Source organism: Achromobacter semiaridum (assembly GCF_053543755.1).
Map to the genome: position 1 here is coordinate 7,820 of NZ_JBLVOL010000083.1, position 17,501 is coordinate 25,320.

Here is a 17,501-nt window from a genome sequence, read left to right on the forward strand (position 1 = left end):
GGGGGAGGGGGCAGACGCGGACAGCGATTTGTTCATGTCGCGCAGTTTAATTAATCTTTTAATTAATTAAAAGAGGGGCAAGCATCAGGGTTACAAAGCAGGTCGGCCGACATCGATGGTGTAATGGCTCGGTTCCCCATCTTGCTGCCCCGGGCATTGCCTGCAAGACCTTGGGCGGCTTCCCCTGGAGGCTGGACTTCAATGACGCAATCCTCGTCAATCAACCGCCGCATCGTGCTTGCCGCACGCCCGCATGGCGAACCCACCGACAACGATTTCCGCCTGGAAACAGGCGACGTGCCGCAACCCGGGCCCGGCCAGGTACTGCTGCGCACGGTCTACTTGTCGCTTGACCCCTACATGCGCGGCCGCATGAGCGACGCGCCTTCCTACGCCGAACCCGTCCAGATCGGCCAGCCCATGGTCGGCGGCACGGTCTGCCGCGTGCAGGCGTCCAACCACCCCGAATTCAAGGCCGGCGAATGGGTGCTGGCGCAGTCCGGCTGGCAGGACTACGCGGTGTCCGACGGCACCGGCCTGTTGCGCCTGGGCGCCAAGCCGCAGCATCCGTCGTATTCGCTGGGCGTACTGGGCATGCCCGGCTTCACCGGCTACATGGGGCTGCTGGACATCGGCCAACCCAAGGCGGGCGAAACGGTGGTGGTGGCCGCGGCCAGCGGCGCGGTGGGCGCGGTAGTGGGCCAGATCGCCAAAATCCATGGCTGCAAGGTCGTGGGCATTGCGGGCGGCGCGGACAAATGCCGCTATGTGGTCGACGAGCTGGGCTTTGACGACTGCCTGGACCACAAGGCGCCCGACCTGGCAGGCCGGCTGGCGCGCGCCGTGCCGCAAGGCATCGACGTCTACTTCGAGAACGTGGGTGGCGCGGTGTTCGATGCCGTGTTGCCGCTATTGAACCCGCGCGCGCGTGTGCCGGTCTGCGGCTTGATCTCTGCCTACAACGCCACCAGCCTGCCCGACGGCCCGGACCGCCTGGCGCTGCTCATGCGCACCATTCTGACCAAGCGCCTGAAGGTGCAGGGTTTCATCATCTTCAACGAATACGCACACCGCTATGGCGAATTCCGCGAGGCCATGGAAGGGCTGATCGCGCAAGGCCGCATCAAGTATCGCGAAGACGTGGTCGAGGGGCTTGAGAACGCGCCGCGCGGCCTGATCGGCCTGCTTAAAGGCGAAAACGCGGGCAAGCGCATCGTGCGCGTCGGCCCGGACGAATAAGCGCGCAATCACACGGAGCGCAACATGAAAATCCTGATCGTGCTGACATCCCACGACACGCTGGGCAACACCGGCCGCAAAACGGGCTTCTGGCTGGAAGAGTTTGCCGCGCCTTATTACGCGTTTTTGGACGCGGGCGCGGAAGTGACGCTGGCTTCGCCCAAAGGCGGCCAGCCGCCGCTGGACCCCAAGAGCGACGATCCCGACGCCCAGACCGACGCCACGCGCCGCTTTCGCCAGGACGCCGATGCCCAACGCGTGCTGGCCGGCACGCAGCGGCTGGCCGACGTGCAGGCGGCGGATTACGACGCGGTGTTCTACCCGGGCGGTCACGGCCCGCTGTGGGATCTGGCGGAAGATGCCAAATCCGTTGCCCTGATCGAAACCATGCTGGCGGCGGGCAAGCCGGTATCGGCGGTGTGCCACGCGCCCGGCGTGCTGCGCCATGCCAAGACGGCAGATGGCAAGCCGCTGGTGCAGGGGCGTCAAGTCACGGGCTTTACCAACAGCGAGGAAGCGGCGGTGCAATTGACCGACGTGGTGCCGTTTTTGGTCGAAGACGAGCTGACCCGTCTGGGCGGTTTGTACAGCCGTGGGCCGGACTGGCAGCCGTATGTGGTCTGCGATGGCTTGCTGGTCACCGGGCAAAATCCGGCGTCGTCGGTGGCGGTCGCCGAGGCCCTGCTGGAGCGGCTCAAGCGCTGAAATCGTCCGGTAAGCGGCGCGGGCCGGGGCCGCTCCTGGCCAAAGCTTTGATCTGCGCCGCTTGTACGCCCGTCGGCTGCTTGGTCAGGGCGGGAGCACATTGTGTCAGAATTGCGACTTTCCGATACAAATGCGGCGTCTCAACGCGGTGCCGCGCCTTCCTTGATGCCCCCAGACGTACCCCTAGATTCAGGTTCCTGCGAAGCCGCGTTGTTTGCGGCCATGCAGGCGCGAGACCCGGCCACCGGCCGGCACTGCAACCGCGTGGTCGCGCTATGCGTGGCGTTGGCCCAGGCGTGTGGGTCGAACGAAGACGAACAGCGGGCAGTGGCCGTGGCCGCGCGCCTGCACGACGTGGGCAAGATCGGCACGCCGGACCGCGTGCTGTACGCCCCGCATCGGTTGGAAAAAGACGATTGGGAAATCATGAAGGCGCATGCAGCGGTTGGCGCCGACATCATCCTGCACACCGACTTGCCGCAACGCGAGCTCATCGCGCAGGCCGTGCGCCATCATCACGAGCATTTCGATGGGTCCGGGTATCCGGCGGGGCTGGCGCACCACGATATCCCGATGCTTTCACGCATCATTTCCCTGGCGGATTCCTATGATGCGCTGGGCGATTCACGCCCTTATCATCCGGCGCGCTCGCACACTGAAATCATGGCCATCCTGCATCGCGAGGCCGGCGCAAATGCGACCCTGACCTGTTGCGCGTGTTCGAAAGCATGATTCAGCACAGCCGGCTGAAAGTCCCGTAAAGCCGCGTCAAGGCGGCGCAAAGTTGGCGCAAGGGCGGGCGGGGCGTGTTTTGCGCCCCGGCCGCCCACCCGTTCTACAGCCGATACGTCGCGGCAACGACCGCCAGTTCCTGCAACGTGCGTTGCTGCCAGGCCGCGTCGTGGCCCAACTCTTCGGCCAGGATGCGGGCCACTTCGGGCGCGGCCAGCATCGCGGCTTCGGCGTCCAGGAACAGCGCGCGGTTGCGGCGCGCCAGCACGTCTTCGGCGCTGCGCGCCAATTCAAACCGCGCCGCAAAGCGCACATGCGCCTCGGACAAGCCGCTGGCCTTGACCAGCATCCGTTCGGCGCCGGGCAGGGCTTTCAGGGTAGCCAGGTCGCTGCCGTAATAGCTGTCCGGCGTGCCGGCGTGTTCCTGCGACGGGGCCAGGCCGGACGCGCCATGCAGCGGCAACGATTCCGTGCGGCACGATGCCTGCGTCAGCAGCTGATGCTGAATCGCGGTGTCCACCACGTCCTGCGCCATGCGGCGGTAAGTGGTCCACTTGCCGCCCGTTACCGTCACCAAGCCCGCGTTGGACACCAGGATGGTGTGCTCGCGCGACAACTGCTTGGTGGCGGCGTCGCCGGTGGCCTTGACCAGCGGACGCAGGCCCGACCATACGCTGGTCACGTCGTCGCGCGTGGGTTTGCGGCTGAGGTAGCGCGCCGCCGTGTTCAGGATGAAATCCACGTCCTGCGCACCGGCTTCCGGGTCCAGCGGCAGGTCGCCGCGCGGCGTGTCGGTGGTGCCCACGATGGTGTGGCCGTTCCATGGCACCACGAACAGCACGCGGCCGTCGTCGGTCTTGGGGATCAGGATGGCGCGATTGCCGGGCAGGAACTCGCGCGGCAAGGTCAGGTGCACGCCCTGGCTGGGCGCCACCATCGTGGCCGCGTTCTTGTCTTCCATGCGGCGCACCGCATCCACCCACACGCCGGTGGCGTTGATGACGCAGCGCGCGCGCAGCGAGAAGCTGGCGCCGCCGATCACGTCCTGCGCGGTCACGCCGTCAACCTTGCCGTTGGTGGTGCTCAGGCCGGTGGCGCGCACATAGTTCACCGCCGTGCCGCCCAGGTCAAACAACGTGCGCATCAGGCTCATCGCCAGGCGCGCGTCATCGAACTGGCCGTCGTAATACAGCACGCCGCCCTTCAAGCCACGCCCGTTGACCTTTTCGGCCAGCGTCGGCGCGTTGGCCAGGGTGTCGCGGCGCGACAACCAGCGGCTGGGCGCCAGGTTCAGCTTGCCCGCCAACATGTCGTACATCTTCAGGCCGATGCCGTAGAAGGGCTGGTCGAACAGGTTGTAGGCGGGCACCACGAAGCCCAGCGGCCACACCAGATGCGGCGCGTTGCGGTTCAAGAGGCCGCGCTCGTGCAGCGCTTCACGCACCAGGCTGACGTTGCCTTGCGCCAGGTAGCGCACGCCGCCGTGCACTAGCTTGGTCGCCTTGCTGGACGTGCCCTTGGCAAAGTCCGCGCCTTCGATCAGCAAGGTGCGGTAGCCGCGTGAGGCCGCGTCCACGGCGGTGCCCAGGCCCGTTGCGCCGCCGCCGATGACGATGACGTCCCAGGACGGCGTGTTGTCCAAGGTGGACAGCAGGCGGTTGCGATCGGGCGGGGTGACGTTGGCTAGGGGTTGGTTCATAAGTTGTCGCGGCAGGGCCGCCAGGTAAAAGCAGGGTGGTTTCGTGCCAGGCGCGGGTGGCGGGGATAAGCCCGGGTCCCGTGCGTTTTTTCAAGCGTTGGGTGCCGAGGTGTTCGTGGGGCCTTGCGCGCCGGCCGGGCTGGAAGCGCTGGAAGCGTTGGGCGTGCCGGGCGCGCTCAGTGCATTGGCACTGGGCGCCGCCGCCACTTCGCAGCGCACGCCCGAATCCAGCAGCACCTGGGCCAGCGGTTCTTGCGGATGCGCGTCGGTGAAGAAGCGGTCGATTTGTGAAATGTGCGCCAGTTCAACCATCGCCTGGCGCTTGAACTTGCTGCTGTCGGCCGCCAGCCAGACCTCGCGCGATTGCTCGATGATGGTCCGGGCCACGCGCACTTCGCGGAAGTCGTAATCGCGCAGCGTGCCGTCGGCTTCGATGCCCGAAATGCCGATCAGGCCGATATCGACCTTGAACTGGCGGATGAAGTCCATGGTGGCTTCCCCCACGATGCCACGGTCGCGCGAGCGCACCACGCCGCCTGCCACGATGACTTCGCAGTCCGGGTTGTCCGACAGGATGTCCGCCACGTGCAGGTTGTTGGTGATGACGCGCAGGCCGCGATGGCGCAGCAGGGCGCGCGCGATGGCCTCGGTGGTGGTGCCGATGTTCAGGATCAGCGAACAGCCGTCCGGCACCGCCCGCGCCACCGCTTCGGCAATGCGCTGCTTGCCGGCGGCGTGCAGCCCTTGGCGCTTGCGGTAGGCAATGTTCTCGATGGTGGACGCTTCGATGCGCACGCCGCCGTGAAAGCGCGACAGCATGCCCGCTTCGGAAAGGATGTTCACGTCGCGCCGCACGGTTTGCAGCGTGACGTCAAAACGTTTGGCAAGCTCTTCGATCGTGGCCGAGCCTTGGGCTCGCACCATTTCGACCAAGGCGCTTTGTCGTGGATTCAGTGTCATGTTCGCATGATAAAACAACAAAAGCGAAAAATAATGCCGCAGTGCAAGATTGTTTTTTGTTCGCTTCTTGGGTAAAACGCACAAAAAACGAAAGCCGTGTGAAAGAGTATGCTCATCCTGTTGCGCCACCGCGCGCAATGGCTGGGACGCTGTACCGAATACCGAAGTCCGTTGAAAAAACAGGGACGTATAAGTAGGTAGAGGAGACACCATGCAGCTGACCTTGGACAGGATCGCCTTGCGGGCCGGCTCGCAAACGCACCTGACTCCCATGAGCCTGGCGCCCGTGCCCGGCGCCATGACGGTGTTGCTGGGGGTCACCCTGGCAGGCAAGACCTCGTTAATGCGCATCATGGCCGGGCTGGACCGGCCCACCGAAGGCCGCGTGCTGGTCGATGGCGCCGACGTTACCGGCGTCCCGGTGCGCCAGCGCAACGTGGCGATGGTCTACCAGCAGTTCATCAATTACCCGTCCATGTCGGTCTACGACAACATTGCCTCGCCTTTGAAGCTGCGCGGCGAAAAGGACATCGGCGAAAAAGTCCGCGCCATGGCGGCGCGGCTGCATATTGACCATCTGCTGGCCCGCTATCCCTCCGAACTGTCCGGGGGGCAGCAGCAGCGCGTGGCTCTGGCCCGGGCGCTGGTCAAGGACGCGCCGCTGATCCTGCTGGACGAACCGCTGGTCAACCTGGACTACAAGCTGCGCGAGGAATTGCGCGACGAGCTTTCGGAATTGTTCGCGGAAGGGCGCTCCACGGTCGTCTACGCCACCACCGAACCCGGCGAAGCCCTGTTGCTGGGCGGCCACACCGCCGTGCTGGACGCGGGCGAACTGTTGCAATACGGCCCCACCGCCCAGGTCTTTCACCGCCCCAATTCCATCCGCGTGGCGCGCGCGTTCAGCGACCCGCCCATGAATCTGTTCCCCGCGCGGCGCACCGACGCCGGCTTCGTGCTGCAAGGCCAGCTGGCCGTAGACCGCGCGCTGCCGGGCAACGCGGGCGCGGACATCACGGCGGGGCTGCGCGCGGGGGCCCTGGACGTGGAACCGCGCCCGGGCCACATCGGTCTGCCCGGCGTGGTGAAGCTGGCTGAAATTTCCGGGTCGGACACCTACGTGCACGCCAGCACGGCTGCGGGCGACGTGGTCGCGCAGCTACCCGGCGTGCACCGCTACACGCTGGACGAACGCGTGCAACTGTACTTCGACCCGGCCCAAACCTATGCCTTTGACGCCGGCGGCGCCTTGCTGGCCGCGCCGCGCCAACCCGCCGGCGCGGGGGAGGCGGCCTGATGGCGCAGATCGAGCTGGACCTTTCCCATTCCTATGTGGCCAACCCCAAGGCCGACGAGGACTACGCGCTGTTGCCGCTGACGTTCACCTTTCGCGATGGCGGGGCCTATGCCTTGCTGGGGCCGTCGGGCTGCGGCAAGACCACGCTGCTGAACTGCGTGTCGGGCTTGCTGCGGCCCTCGCACGGGCGCATTTTGTTTGACGGCCAGGACGTTACGGCCAAGAGCCCGCAGGCACGCAACATCGCCCAGGTATTCCAGTTTCCGGTGGTCTACGACACGATGACGGTGGCGGACAACCTGGCGTTTCCGCTGCGCAATCGGGGCGTGCCGCCCGAGCGCATCCGCGAACGCGTGGGCCGCATCGCCGAAATGCTGGAGATGTCGCATGTGCTGGACCGCCGCGCCAGCGGCCTCACGGCCGATGCCAAGCAGAAGATCTCGCTAGGGCGCGGGCTGGTGCGCAGCGACGTCTCGGCCATTCTGTTCGACGAACCCTTGACGGTGATTGACCCCCAGCTGAAGTGGGAGCTGCGGCGCAAGCTCAAGGAAATTCATCACGAATTCAAGCTGACGCTGATCTACGTGACGCACGACCAGACCGAGGCGCTGACCTTTGCCGACCAGGTGATGGTGATGGCGCGCGGGCGCGCCGTGCAGGTCGGCAGCGCCGACGATCTGTTCCAGCGACCGGCGCACACCTTTGTCGGGCACTTCATCGGTTCGCCGGGCATGAACTTCCTGCCCGCGCAATGGCGCGATGACGCGCTGTGGGTCGGCAACACGCGCGTGCCCGGCGCCGCGCCGCAGCTTGCGACAAAGCTGGCGGGCACGGGCGCCATCAAGCTGGGCGTGCGGCCCGAATACCTGCGCCTGACCGACGCGACCGCGCCGGGCGCCGTGGCGATGCGCGTCGACCGCGTGCAGGACGTGGGCACCTACACCTTGCTGGTGGCCGATTTTGAAGGCACGCCCGTGCGCGCCCGCCTGGGCAGCAACATCGTGCCGGTGGCCGCCGGCGGCACCGTCTGGCTGTCGGTGTTGAACCCGCACACCTGCTTTTATCGCGACGAGGTGCTGATCCCATGAAGCCTATCGATCACCGGGCCTGGTTCCTGGTTCTGCCCGTGGTGCTGTGCGTGGCGTTCTCGGCCATCCTGCCGCTGATGACCATCGTCAATTACTCGGTGCAGGACATCATTTCGCCCGAACGGCGCGTGTTCGTCGGCACCGAATGGTTTGCCGCCGTGCTGCAAGACGAAGAGCTGCACGGCGCCTTGTTCCGCCAGATCGGGTTTTCGCTGGCGGTGCTGGCCATTGAAATTCCGTTGGGCATTTTGCTGGCGCTGTCGATGCCGGCCGGCGGCTGGCGCGCGGCGGCCGTGCTGGTCATCATTGCGCTGTCGCTGCTGATCCCATGGAACGTCGTGGGCACCATCTGGCAGGTGTTCGGCCGCACCGACATCGGGCTGCTGGGCGCGACGCTGTCCTGGCTGGGGGTGGACTACAACTACACCGGCAACGACGTGGACGCCTGGGTGACGGTGCTGGTGATGGACGTGTGGCACTGGACGCCGCTGGTGGCGCTGCTGTGCTACGCGGGCCTGCGCGCCATTCCCGATGCCTACTACCAGGCCGCGCGCATCGACGGCGCGTCGCGGCTGGCGGTGTTTCGCTACATCCAGCTGCCCAAGATGCGCGGCGTGCTGATGATTGCCGTGCTGCTGCGCTTCATGGACAGCTTCATGATCTACACCGAACCCTTCGTGCTGACGGGCGGCGGGCCCGGCAACGCCACGACGTTCCTGTCGCAATACCTGACGCAAAAGGCCGTGGGCCAGTTCGACCTGGGGCCCGCCGCGGCGTTCTCGATCATCTACTTTTTGATCATCCTGCTGCTGTGCTTCGTCCTCTACAACTGGATGCAGCGCGCGGGCACGGCCGGCGGCCTGGACGAGGAGCATCCCCATGCGTGACCAATCCACCTGGTGGCGTTCCGCCTTCCTGCTGCTTTACCTGGTGTTCGCCATCCTGCCGCTGTATTGGATGCTGAACATGTCGTTCAAGACCAATACCGAAATCGTCAGCACGCTGACGCTGTGGCCGCGTGACTTCACGTTCGAGCATTACCGCACCATCTTCACGGACCGTGCCTGGTATTCGGGCTACATCAATTCTTTGATCTACGTCGTCATCAACACGGTGATTTCGTTGGCCGTGGCGCTGCCCGCCGCCTATGCGTTTTCGCGCTATCGCTTCATCGGCGACAAGCACGTGTTCTTCTGGCTGCTGACCAACCGCATGACGCCGCCCGCCGTGTTCCTGTTGCCGTTCTTTCAGCTGTACAGCTCGTTCGGCCTGATGGACACGCACCTGGCCGTGGCGCTGGCGCACCTGGTGTTCAACGTGCCGCTGGCGGTCTGGATTCTGGAAGGCTTCATGTCCGGCGTGCCGCGCGAAATCGACGAAACCGCGTATGTGGACGGCTATTCCTTTCCGCGTTTTTTCCTGACGATCTTCCTGCCGCTGATCAAGTCCGGCGTGGGCGTGGCGGCGTTTTTCTGCTTTATGTTCAGCTGGGTGGAATTGCTGTTGGCCCGCACGCTGACCTCGGTCAACGCCAAGCCCATCGTGGCCACCATGACGCGCACCGTGTCGGCCTCGGGCATGGACTGGGGCGTGCTGGCGGCAGCCGGCGTGTTGACCATCGTGCCGGGGGGCATCGTCATCTGGTTCGTGCGCCACTACATCGCGAAGGGCTTCGCGATGGGCCGCGTGTAGAAAAGGGGCCGCCATGTTCAGCTGGATGGTTTGGACCACCCCCGTCGCCGTGTTCTTTTCCTGCATCGTGCTGATGCTGGTGGGCATGACGGTGTGGGAATTGAAATCGCCCACGGTCGAACGCAAGGGCTTCCTGCCGCTGCGCACCACACGTGGTGACAGGCTGTTTATCGGGCTGATGGCCGCGGCCTGGCTGAACCTGGCTTTCCTGGGGTTCGGGCAAAAGGCGGTGGAATGGTTTTCGCTGGATGAGCCGCCATCGGTGTGGATCAGCTTTGTGGCGTCCATGCTGTTGCTGGCATTCATCATGAGAAAGGGCTGAAGGGGCGCATCGACCCCTGCCGAATCGGGATGGAAGGTTTTGAAGGACTACGGGCCCGCATCTTCCCCGGCCAGAGGTCCGCAGCAGAACAGAAGGGGAAGCGTATTCGAGGAGACAGGTCATGAAATTGCGCATGCACGCCATGGCGGCCGCTATCGCCCTGATCGGAACATCAGGGGCTTGGGCCGGCGAGCCGGAAGCGAAGAAGTGGGTGGATTCCGAGTTCCAGCCTTCCACGCTGTCCAAAGACCAGCAGATGGCCGAAATGAAATGGTTCATGGACGCGGCGGCCAAGCTGCGTGCCAAGGGCGTCAACGAAATCAGCGTGGTGTCGGAAACCATCACCACGCACGAGTACGAATCCAAGACGCTGGCCAAGGCGTTCAGTGAAATCACCGGCATCAAGGTCAACCACGACCTGATCCAGGAGGGCGACGTTGTCGAAAAATTGCAGACGTCGATGCAGTCGGGCAAATCCATCTACGACGGCTGGATTTCGGATTCGGACCTGATCGGCACCCACTACCGCTACGGCGCCATCCTGCCGCTGTCGGACTACATGGCCGGCGCGGGCAAGGAATGGACCAACCCCGACCTGGACATCAAGGACTTCATCGGCACCAAGTTCACCACCGCGCCCGACGGCAAGCTGTACCAATTGCCCGACCAACAGTTTGCCAACGTCTATTGGTTTCGCGCCGACTGGTTCGCCCGGCAGGACTTGAAGGACAAGTTCAAGGCCAAGTATGGCTACGACCTGGGCGTGCCCACCAACTGGTCGGCCTACGAAGACATTGCCGATTTCTTCTCGAACGACGTCAAGGAAATCGACGGCAAGAAGGTCTATGGGCACATGGACTACGGCAAGAAAGACCCGTCGCTGGGTTGGCGCTTTACCGATGCGTGGTTATCGATGGCGGGCGCGGCCGACAAGGGCCTGCCCAACGGCATGCCGGTGGACGAATGGGGCATCCGCGTGGCCGACGACAAGTGCACGCCGGTGGGCGCATCGGTCTCGCGGGGCGGCGCCACCAACAGCCCGGCCGCCGTCTACGCGCTGACCAAGTACATCGACTGGATGAAAAAGTACGCGCCGCAGCAAGCCATGGGCATGACGTTTTCAGAGTCCGGCCCGGTGCCCGCCCAGGGCCAGATCGCCCAGCAGATCTTCTGGTACACGGCCTTTACCGCCGACATGACCAAGAAGGGGTTGCCGGTCGTGAACGAGGACGGCACGCCGAAGTGGCGCATGGCGCCGTCGCCCTATGGCCCGTACTGGAAGGATGGCATGCAGAACGGCTATCAGGACGTGGGCTCGTGGACGTTCTTCAAGTCCACCAACCCCGACAAGATGGCCGCGGCCTGGCTGTACGCGCAGTTCGTCACGTCGAAATCGGTGTCCTTGAAGAAATCCATCACGGGCCTGACCTTCATCCGCGACAGCGACATCCACAGCGAGTTCTTCACCAAGAACGCGCCCAACTACGGCGGGCTGATCGAGTTCTATCGCAGCCCGGCACGCGTGGCATGGACGCCCACCGGCAACAACGTGCCCGACTACCCCAAGCTGGCGCAGTTGTGGTGGAAGAACGTGGCCACGGCGGTCACCGGCGAAAAAACGCCGCAGGCCGCCATGGACAACCTGGCCAACGAGATGGATCAGGTGATGGCGCGCCTGGAGCGGGCAGGCATGGCGCAATGCGCGCCCAAGCTGAACGCCAAGAGCGACCCATCCAAGTGGCTGTCGGACCAGCATGCACCGTGGAAAAAGCTGGCCAACGAAAAGCCCAAGGGCGAAACGATCCCGTATGAAAAGCTGCTGGCGGCCTGGAAGGAGGGCAAGGTCCGGTAAGGGCAGGACGGCGCAGGCAGTGCAGGCAATGCAGGCACTGAGGGCATTGAAGGCAGCAACCTAGGCCCACGCCGCCGATCCCGCCACCGCAAGCATCGTCCACGGATGGCCGTAGCTGTCATCCGTGGACGATGTTGCTTGAGCGGATGGGCAGTTGCAAAGCGGCCTGCAAACCCGCCCGCGCTGCGTCCAGGGGCCGCCGTTGTCCCTGCACCATCGCCCCGGCGTCGGCCATCCAAGGATGTGCAAACGCCACTACGTCGGCGCCTCGGTCATAGGCCTCTTGCGCCGCGTTTGCGCAGGCTTGCAGGCAGGCGGGCATATCGCCGGCCTGGAACAACGCCCACGCGTCCGGTACCAGGTGCACGGCCACCGTTGCCCCGCTGGCCTTGGCATGGTGTTCGAACAGCATCCGGTTGGCGTCCACGGCGGAGGGCGCCGCGCAAAGCACGACGATACATCCGCCCGCGTGGGTGGCCGCCATGGCCAGCGCCACGTCGGCGCGGATCACCGGCACGGGAAATTGGGCCATCTGGTCAATCACGGGGCCCAGCGTGGCGCAGGTCACGATGACGGCGTCCGCATCGATGGCCAGGCTTTGTACGGCGTCATTGATGCGATCGTGCAACGCGTCATCCGTCGTCGGTCCTTGGTCTATGGCTTGCCGAAAGTCCGGGCGCACGTCGTGGCGCAGCTGCGCGGCATTCACGCCCGCCTGGGCGGCCGCATGCTCAAATACGGCCCGGTTGCCATCAATGGTGTGCAAGAACGAAATACGCATTTGAAGCCATCCTGATATTCATGGTGTGCGCGCATTGTTCTGCCTTACCGCCGCGGTAACAAGGCAAGTCCGAATACCGGTATTGCCTGTACCCGGCTTTTTTCTCCATACCTTTTCGACCATGTTTCGGGCGGGACCGGCGATCTGCCAGGAAGCGCCGGGTTTCGACCGTCGGCAATTCCATCAAGACTGGAATGCCAGCGTGGCGGCGTGCTTCAAGGCGCGGCAGTGAGCCTCGCGCTGATTGATGGGCGGATTGGTGCGCGAATTTCTGCGCGTATTTATGCGCGGATGAAGCGCGGATGATGCGCGGATGAAGCGTGGATGAAGCGTGGATGATGCGTGGATGATGCGTGGATTGATGCGCGGCCCACACCGGCTTATTCCATCACCAGCGAACGGTGCGCGCACACGCCCGCCATCACCCCCGATGCACTGGCAAGCGTGGCGTTGCTCATGGGGATGGCAGCGTCGCCCGCGGCAAAGACACCTTCCACGCTGGTTTGCCGCAGATCGTCCGCACGAATCAACGGGCCCAGCGGGCCGTCGGTAAACGCACATCCCAGTTGCGCGGCCAGTGGGCTGGCCATGTGCGTCTTGCTGGCGACGAACAGGGCGTGGATGGCCATGCGCCGGCCGTCGGCCAGCCTCACGGCGTCCAGGCAGGGTGACGCGCCCATCAATTCGACGATGGGGCTGCGTTCGATGCGCACGCCGCGCTTGGCTATCAAGGCGGCCTGTTCTGCGTCCGGTTCAAACTGGCCTTGCGTGAAGTACGTGGTGGGGCCCCAGTCGGGCAGCAGCACGGCCTGATGCGCCGACATGGGATGCGCTGCCATCACGCCCAACGGCCGGCCGGCCGTTTCATAGCCGTGGCAATAAGGGCAATGCAGCACTGTCTGCCCCCAGCGTTCTTGCAAGCCGGGCACGGCGGGCAATTCGTCGCGCAAGCCGGTGGCCAGAAGCAGGCGCTTGGCCCGCAGCTGCTGACCATCCGCCATTCGAACTTCAAAGCGACCAAATTCGCCGCTGGCGTTGACCGCGTCACCGTCCAAAAAACTTACGCTGGGATATCGCGCCAGCTGTTCGCGGGCTAGTTGCACGATGTCGTGCGGGGCCCTGCCGTCCTGGCCCAGAAAGCCGTGGGAATGCGCGGCGAAACGGTTGCGGGGCTGGCCGCCGTCGATCAGCAGAATGCGTCTTCTGGCGCGTGCCAATTGCATGGCGGCGGACAGGCCGGCAAAGCTGCCGCCCACGATGATGACGTCGTAATTCATCGGCTGGTTCCTTATCGTTGGCTATCAAGATACTTCGTAAGTTGCATGATAATGCGGCAATTGGTTTTCACGCAATCTGAAATGTTCTTTGATGCCGAATTCACGGACCGTGCGGTCCACGCAGGCGCCAGCGCACGGTGTATTCTCGATTCCGTGCCGCGTCCCAACCCCGCGCGGTGCGAAAAAAAGAAGGTGCTCGGCGCCCATCAGGCGCCCGCGTGCCATCGCCACCCCCGGAGACAAAACATGTTGTTGAACGAAGAGCAGCTCAGTATTCAGGATATGGCGCGCCGCTTTGCGCAAGAACGCCTGGCGCCCAATGCCGAGCGCTGGGACCGCGATCACCACTATCCCGCCGATGCCATCCAGGAAATGGCGCAGCTGGGATTCTTCGGCATGCTGGTGCCGGAAGACTGGGACGGCAACGCCAGCGGCTACGTGTCCTATGCGGTGGCGCTGGAAGAAATCGCGGCGGGCAGCGGCGCGTGTTCCACCATCATGAGCGTGCACAATTCCGTGGCGTGCATGCCCATTCTTAAGTTCGGCACCGATGCGCAGAAGGACCAGTTCCTGCGCCCGTTGGCAAGCGGCGAACACATCGGCGGCTTTGCGCTGACCGAGCCGCAAGCCGGATCAGACGCCAGCAGCCTGCGTACGCGCGCCCGCCGCGATGGCGACGACTACATCCTGAACGGCGCCAAGCAATTCATCACGTCGGGCAAAAGCGGGCAGACGGTGATCGTGTTCGCGGTGACGGATCCGGAGGCGGGCAAGCGCGGCATATCCGCGTTCATCGTGCCCACCGATACGCCGGGATATCAGGTGCTGCGCGTGGAAGACAAACTGGGCCAGCATGCGTCGGACACCTGCCACGTCGCGTTTGAAGACATGCGCATTCCGGCCGCGTACCGCCTGGGCGCGGAAGGCGAGGGCTACAAGATCGCGCTGGCCAATCTGGAAGGCGGCCGCATCGGCATTGCATCGCAGTCAGTGGGCATGGCGCGCGCCGCGTTCGAATGCGCGCGCGATTACGCACGCGAGCGCCAGGCCTTCGGCAAACCGATTTTCGAACATCAGGCGGTGTCGTTCCGGCTGGCGGACATGGCGACGCAACTGCACGTGGCGCGCCAGATGGTGTTGCACGCGGCGGCGCTGCGCGAAGCCGGCAGGCCCGCGCTGATGGAAGCGTCGATGGCGAAATTGTTTGCGTCGGAGATGGCCGAAAAAGTATGTTCGGCGGCCATTCAAACGCTGGGCGGATACGGCTATCTGAAGGACTTTCCGGTGGAGCGCATCTACCGCGATGTGCGCGTCTGCCAGATCTACGAAGGCACCAGCGACATCCAGCGTCTGGTGATCGCGCGCGGTCTGTAGGGTAGACGGGCGCGCATGGGTGGTGCCAACGCGGCCAGCCGCGTCCGGCAAAAGCTGCCAAGACACTGGCAAAAGCCGCCAAGACGCCGGCAGGACACCGTCAAGACGACGTCAAGACGACGTCAAGACACCATTAAGCGGCGCTGCCGGCTGCGCCGCGCTGCGCTTGCAATCGGGCCAGTTCCGCTTCCCAGTACGCCAGGTGTTCCTTCCATTCGGGCTGCCCCAACGCGTGCAGCGCGTCCAGAATGTGGCGGGCGGGGTCTGGCTGGCCCAGCAGCAAATAGGCTTTGATCAGGTTATTGCCCACCTGGGGACCGTGCAGGGCGGCATGAAAGTGCGGGGCGGCCAGTTGCAGAATATCGGGGATGCGCCCCGCATTGCCCAGGTCGCCCGTCATCTGCATGAGCAGGTCGCCGGGCACCGGGTCGCCGGCTTGCGACAAGGCTTGGCGATACAGCGCCAGGGCGCCTGCATAGTTGTGCGCGCCCAATTCACCGCGCGCCAGCCACAAGCGCGCGCGCCAACTGCCGGGCAGTGCCGCAACCCGCTGCATGGCGCCTACACCGGCCGCGTCGCCGCCCACGTCGCGATGAATGGCTTCGTACCAGCCCAGGCCGTTGTCCTGGTTGGGGTCCCGTTGCAGCGCGCGCCACAAGGTGTCCAGCGTCTTATCGTCGTCGCCACGTTCGGCGTGCACCTTCGCCAGGTTGGTCAGCACGATGCCGGTTTCGCCGTGCCGCGCGCAGAAGTCAGTCAACGCGCGCTCACTGTCGTCCAGCCGGCCTTGCTTCAGGTAGACGATGGCTTGCAACACGACGGCGCGCTCAACGTTCTGGTCCAACTGCACCAGCCGTTCGGCGGGGCCGACCATGTCGTCGATGAAGTCGTCGTTCAGGGATTGGATGATCAACGCCGCCAACGCGTCGGCATCGTTCCAGCGCTGTTCGATGGCGCCGGGCAGTACGTTGTCACGCCATTGATCGCGCGTGATCAGCACTTCCTGCCCGGTGGCGTCAAAGGCGCGGATCAAGTGGGAAGGGTCGGCGGGGGTGTTGTCGGAAGGGGGCGTGGAATTCATGTCGATAGGCTCGGTCATGCGGGTTCATGCACGCGCGCAGGCAGTCATGCGCGCGCGGCGGCGCGGCGGCGCCGGCGCGCCCAAAGCGTGTAGATCACAAGGTTGCCAACGATCAGCACGGCCGCCAGCCCCATCTGCGTTTCACGCGTGATGCCTTCTGGGTAGATGACGCCAAGCAGGTAGTGTTCGATGAAGCCGCCCGCGTAGCCTTCCTGCCCGGCTTGCTGGCGCAGCGACACCTCCAGCGGTGTCAACGGGCAGATCAGCCCCATGCCGACCACCACCGCGCCCCAGGCCAGGGCGGGCAGGTGCCGGTAGGCCATGCGCGGCCGCCATAAGGCCAGCAGGCCGCCAAACACCACGAAGGCGACAAAAAGCCCGTGCACGACAAGGACCAGGTCGGCCAGGATGCGGTAGATCATTGACAGGTGCCGATGGGAATAAAAGGTGTGAGCGGGCTCAGGTTTTCAAGTCGCGCAGCAGCTTGGTCAGTTCGGGCGCCGTCATCAGCGACACGTTCTGCGCCTTGGCGTAGGCCCAGGCGTTGTCCGACACGTCGCCCAAGGCGATGTAGATGGCTTCACGCGCACCGCGCTTTTCACGCGCGGCTTGCAGTTCGCGCAGCGGTTCGACGCCCACGCGTGCGGCCTTCCAGCGCTTGGCGCTGACAATGGCCACGTGGCCGTCCTTGCTTAGCGCAAAGTCCGCACCCGGCGTTTGCAGGCGCTGGACCTCGCAACCGTCGCGCTTGAACCCGGCTTCAACGGTGTTGGCAAAGTCGGCCCAGGTCATGGCGGCCGCGGCTTCGGCTACGGCCTGCACACGCGTGCCCGACGGCGCGCGCAATTGCTTGTAAGCGGCCATGATGGCGATCACCGCGAATGGCACCGCCGCAAAGACGCCCATCGCGGCATATTCCAGCGGCAAGGCCGCAAAGCCACCCGCGCTTAACACCACCGCCACCCCCGCGCTCATCCACCACGGCGAACGCAGCAGAACGGCGAAGATGGAGTTCTGGGACATCTTGAATTTCATGAGGGCTCGCGGTGTTGCGGGGGTAGGGGAAAGGGCGCGGCTCAGGCGTCCGGCGCGGGGGCTTGCGGGGCGCGCACCACGATGCGGATGTCGCCAATGGTGACGATCTGGCCGCCACGAATCTTCGCGGTCTTGCGCGTTTCAACCACGCCGCCCACGCTGACGTGGCCGTCGGCCACCATCATCTTGCCCGCGCCGCCGCTGTCGCAAACGCCGGTGGCTTTCAAGAGCTGGTTGATTTCAATATAGGGGCTGCCTTCGGCAAGCGTGAATTCGATCAAGGGCATGGATTGCGCGTATCAGGAAGTAGGGCGATTCAGAGCGGTCCGCCCGCCGGAGGCGTGTCGGCGGCTGGCGTACGGGCAGC

The 17,501-nt window shown here is 64.7% G+C and carries 18 protein-coding genes; 10 read left to right on the top strand and 8 right to left on the bottom strand.

Translation table 11 applies throughout. The features are described 5' to 3' along the window. Nucleotides 1-201 precede the first annotated feature (201 nt). The 3 genes from curA (at nucleotide 202) to ACNPP0_RS20950 (ending at nucleotide 2,676) form a co-directional block, all read left to right on the top strand. A complete protein-coding gene (gene curA, locus ACNPP0_RS20940) occupies nucleotides 202-1,239 on the top strand; it encodes an NADPH-dependent curcumin/dihydrocurcumin reductase (RefSeq protein WP_332607957.1) in 1,038 nt (345 codons plus the stop codon). A 24-nt stretch (nucleotides 1,240-1,263) separates the two neighbouring features. Next, nucleotides 1,264-1,944 carry a type 1 glutamine amidotransferase domain-containing protein gene (locus ACNPP0_RS20945; RefSeq protein WP_448706896.1) on the top strand — a complete coding sequence of 227 codons (681 nt, stop codon included), beginning with the start codon at nucleotides 1,264-1,266 and terminating at the stop codon, nucleotides 1,942-1,944. 222 nt (nucleotides 1,945-2,166) lie between these two features. Further along, nucleotides 2,167-2,676: an HD-GYP domain-containing protein gene (locus ACNPP0_RS20950; protein WP_448706897.1), complete on the top strand. Its 510-nt coding sequence runs from the start codon at nucleotides 2,167-2,169 to the stop codon at nucleotides 2,674-2,676. 103 nt (nucleotides 2,677-2,779) lie between these two features. Here ACNPP0_RS20950 and ACNPP0_RS20955 read toward each other — a convergent pair whose 3' ends face one another. After that, entirely contained in the window at nucleotides 2,780-4,375 is a 1,596-nt protein-coding gene (locus ACNPP0_RS20955) for a glycerol-3-phosphate dehydrogenase/oxidase (RefSeq protein ID WP_448706898.1), read from the bottom strand. 90 nt (nucleotides 4,376-4,465) lie between these two features. Next, the gene (locus ACNPP0_RS20960; RefSeq protein WP_448706899.1) at nucleotides 4,466-5,335 is read right to left on the bottom strand and encodes a DeoR/GlpR family DNA-binding transcription regulator; all 870 of its coding nucleotides are present in this window, start codon (nucleotides 5,333-5,335) and stop codon (nucleotides 4,466-4,468) included. A 211-nt stretch (nucleotides 5,336-5,546) separates the two neighbouring features. Between ACNPP0_RS20960 and ACNPP0_RS20965 the strand changes: the two genes are divergently transcribed. From ACNPP0_RS20965 to ACNPP0_RS20990, 6 genes are all read left to right on the top strand, one after another. After that, a complete protein-coding gene (locus ACNPP0_RS20965) occupies nucleotides 5,547-6,632 on the top strand; it encodes an ABC transporter ATP-binding protein (RefSeq protein ID WP_448706900.1) in 1,086 nt (361 codons plus the stop codon). Beyond that, nucleotides 6,632-7,720: an ABC transporter ATP-binding protein gene (locus ACNPP0_RS20970; RefSeq protein WP_448706901.1), complete on the top strand. Its 1,089-nt coding sequence runs from the start codon at nucleotides 6,632-6,634 to the stop codon at nucleotides 7,718-7,720. Before ACNPP0_RS20965 ends, ACNPP0_RS20970 begins: the two co-directional genes overlap by 1 nt. After that, nucleotides 7,717-8,607 (top strand): carbohydrate ABC transporter permease, encoded by an 891-nt coding sequence (locus tag ACNPP0_RS20975; protein WP_448706902.1) that lies wholly within the window; start codon nucleotides 7,717-7,719, stop codon nucleotides 8,605-8,607. Before ACNPP0_RS20970 ends, ACNPP0_RS20975 begins: the two co-directional genes overlap by 4 nt. Then, nucleotides 8,600-9,412 carry a carbohydrate ABC transporter permease gene (locus ACNPP0_RS20980; RefSeq protein WP_332607973.1) on the top strand — a complete coding sequence of 271 codons (813 nt, stop codon included), beginning with the start codon at nucleotides 8,600-8,602 and terminating at the stop codon, nucleotides 9,410-9,412. Before ACNPP0_RS20975 ends, ACNPP0_RS20980 begins: the two co-directional genes overlap by 8 nt. A 13-nt stretch (nucleotides 9,413-9,425) precedes the next feature. Continuing rightward, nucleotides 9,426-9,734 carry a DUF2160 domain-containing protein gene (locus ACNPP0_RS20985; protein ID WP_046805023.1) on the top strand — a complete coding sequence of 103 codons (309 nt, stop codon included), beginning with the start codon at nucleotides 9,426-9,428 and terminating at the stop codon, nucleotides 9,732-9,734. Between the two features lie 121 nt (nucleotides 9,735-9,855). Then, the gene (locus ACNPP0_RS20990) at nucleotides 9,856-11,586 is read left to right on the top strand and encodes an ABC transporter substrate-binding protein (RefSeq protein ID WP_046805022.1); all 1,731 of its coding nucleotides are present in this window, start codon (nucleotides 9,856-9,858) and stop codon (nucleotides 11,584-11,586) included. Between the two features lie 118 nt (nucleotides 11,587-11,704). Here the strand turns inward: ACNPP0_RS20990 and ACNPP0_RS20995 are convergent, their stop codons facing one another. Beyond that, complete coding sequence (locus ACNPP0_RS20995) at nucleotides 11,705-12,367, bottom strand: aspartate/glutamate racemase family protein (RefSeq protein ID WP_448706903.1); 663 nt, start codon at nucleotides 12,365-12,367, stop codon at nucleotides 11,705-11,707. A 380-nt stretch (nucleotides 12,368-12,747) separates the two neighbouring features. After that, entirely contained in the window at nucleotides 12,748-13,644 is an 897-nt protein-coding gene (locus ACNPP0_RS21000) for an NAD(P)/FAD-dependent oxidoreductase (protein ID WP_448706904.1), read from the bottom strand. A 246-nt stretch (nucleotides 13,645-13,890) separates the two neighbouring features. Between ACNPP0_RS21000 and ACNPP0_RS21005 the strand changes: the two genes are divergently transcribed. Continuing rightward, nucleotides 13,891-15,018, top strand: a complete 1,128-nt coding sequence (locus ACNPP0_RS21005; RefSeq protein ID WP_448706905.1) for an acyl-CoA dehydrogenase family protein — start codon at nucleotides 13,891-13,893, stop codon at nucleotides 15,016-15,018. Between the two features lie 133 nt (nucleotides 15,019-15,151). Here ACNPP0_RS21005 and ACNPP0_RS21010 read toward each other — a convergent pair whose 3' ends face one another. The 4 genes from ACNPP0_RS21010 to ACNPP0_RS21025 are packed head-to-tail and all read right to left on the bottom strand — an operon-like array spanning nucleotide 15,152 to nucleotide 17,421. Then, on the bottom strand, nucleotides 15,152-16,117 hold the full coding sequence (locus ACNPP0_RS21010) for a tetratricopeptide repeat protein (protein ID WP_448706906.1): 966 nt from the start codon (nucleotides 16,115-16,117) through the stop codon (nucleotides 15,152-15,154). Between the two features lie 26 nt (nucleotides 16,118-16,143). Next, on the bottom strand, nucleotides 16,144-16,521 hold the full coding sequence (locus ACNPP0_RS21015) for a DUF2784 domain-containing protein (protein ID WP_448706907.1): 378 nt from the start codon (nucleotides 16,519-16,521) through the stop codon (nucleotides 16,144-16,146). Nucleotides 16,522-16,558: 37 nt separating this feature from the next. Continuing rightward, entirely contained in the window at nucleotides 16,559-17,134 is a 576-nt protein-coding gene (locus ACNPP0_RS21020) for a restriction endonuclease (RefSeq protein WP_448706908.1), read from the bottom strand. A 41-nt stretch (nucleotides 17,135-17,175) separates the two neighbouring features. Further along, the gene (locus ACNPP0_RS21025; protein ID WP_046805016.1) at nucleotides 17,176-17,421 is read right to left on the bottom strand and encodes an RNA-binding S4 domain-containing protein; all 246 of its coding nucleotides are present in this window, start codon (nucleotides 17,419-17,421) and stop codon (nucleotides 17,176-17,178) included. Between the last annotated feature and the right edge of the window lie 80 nt (nucleotides 17,422-17,501).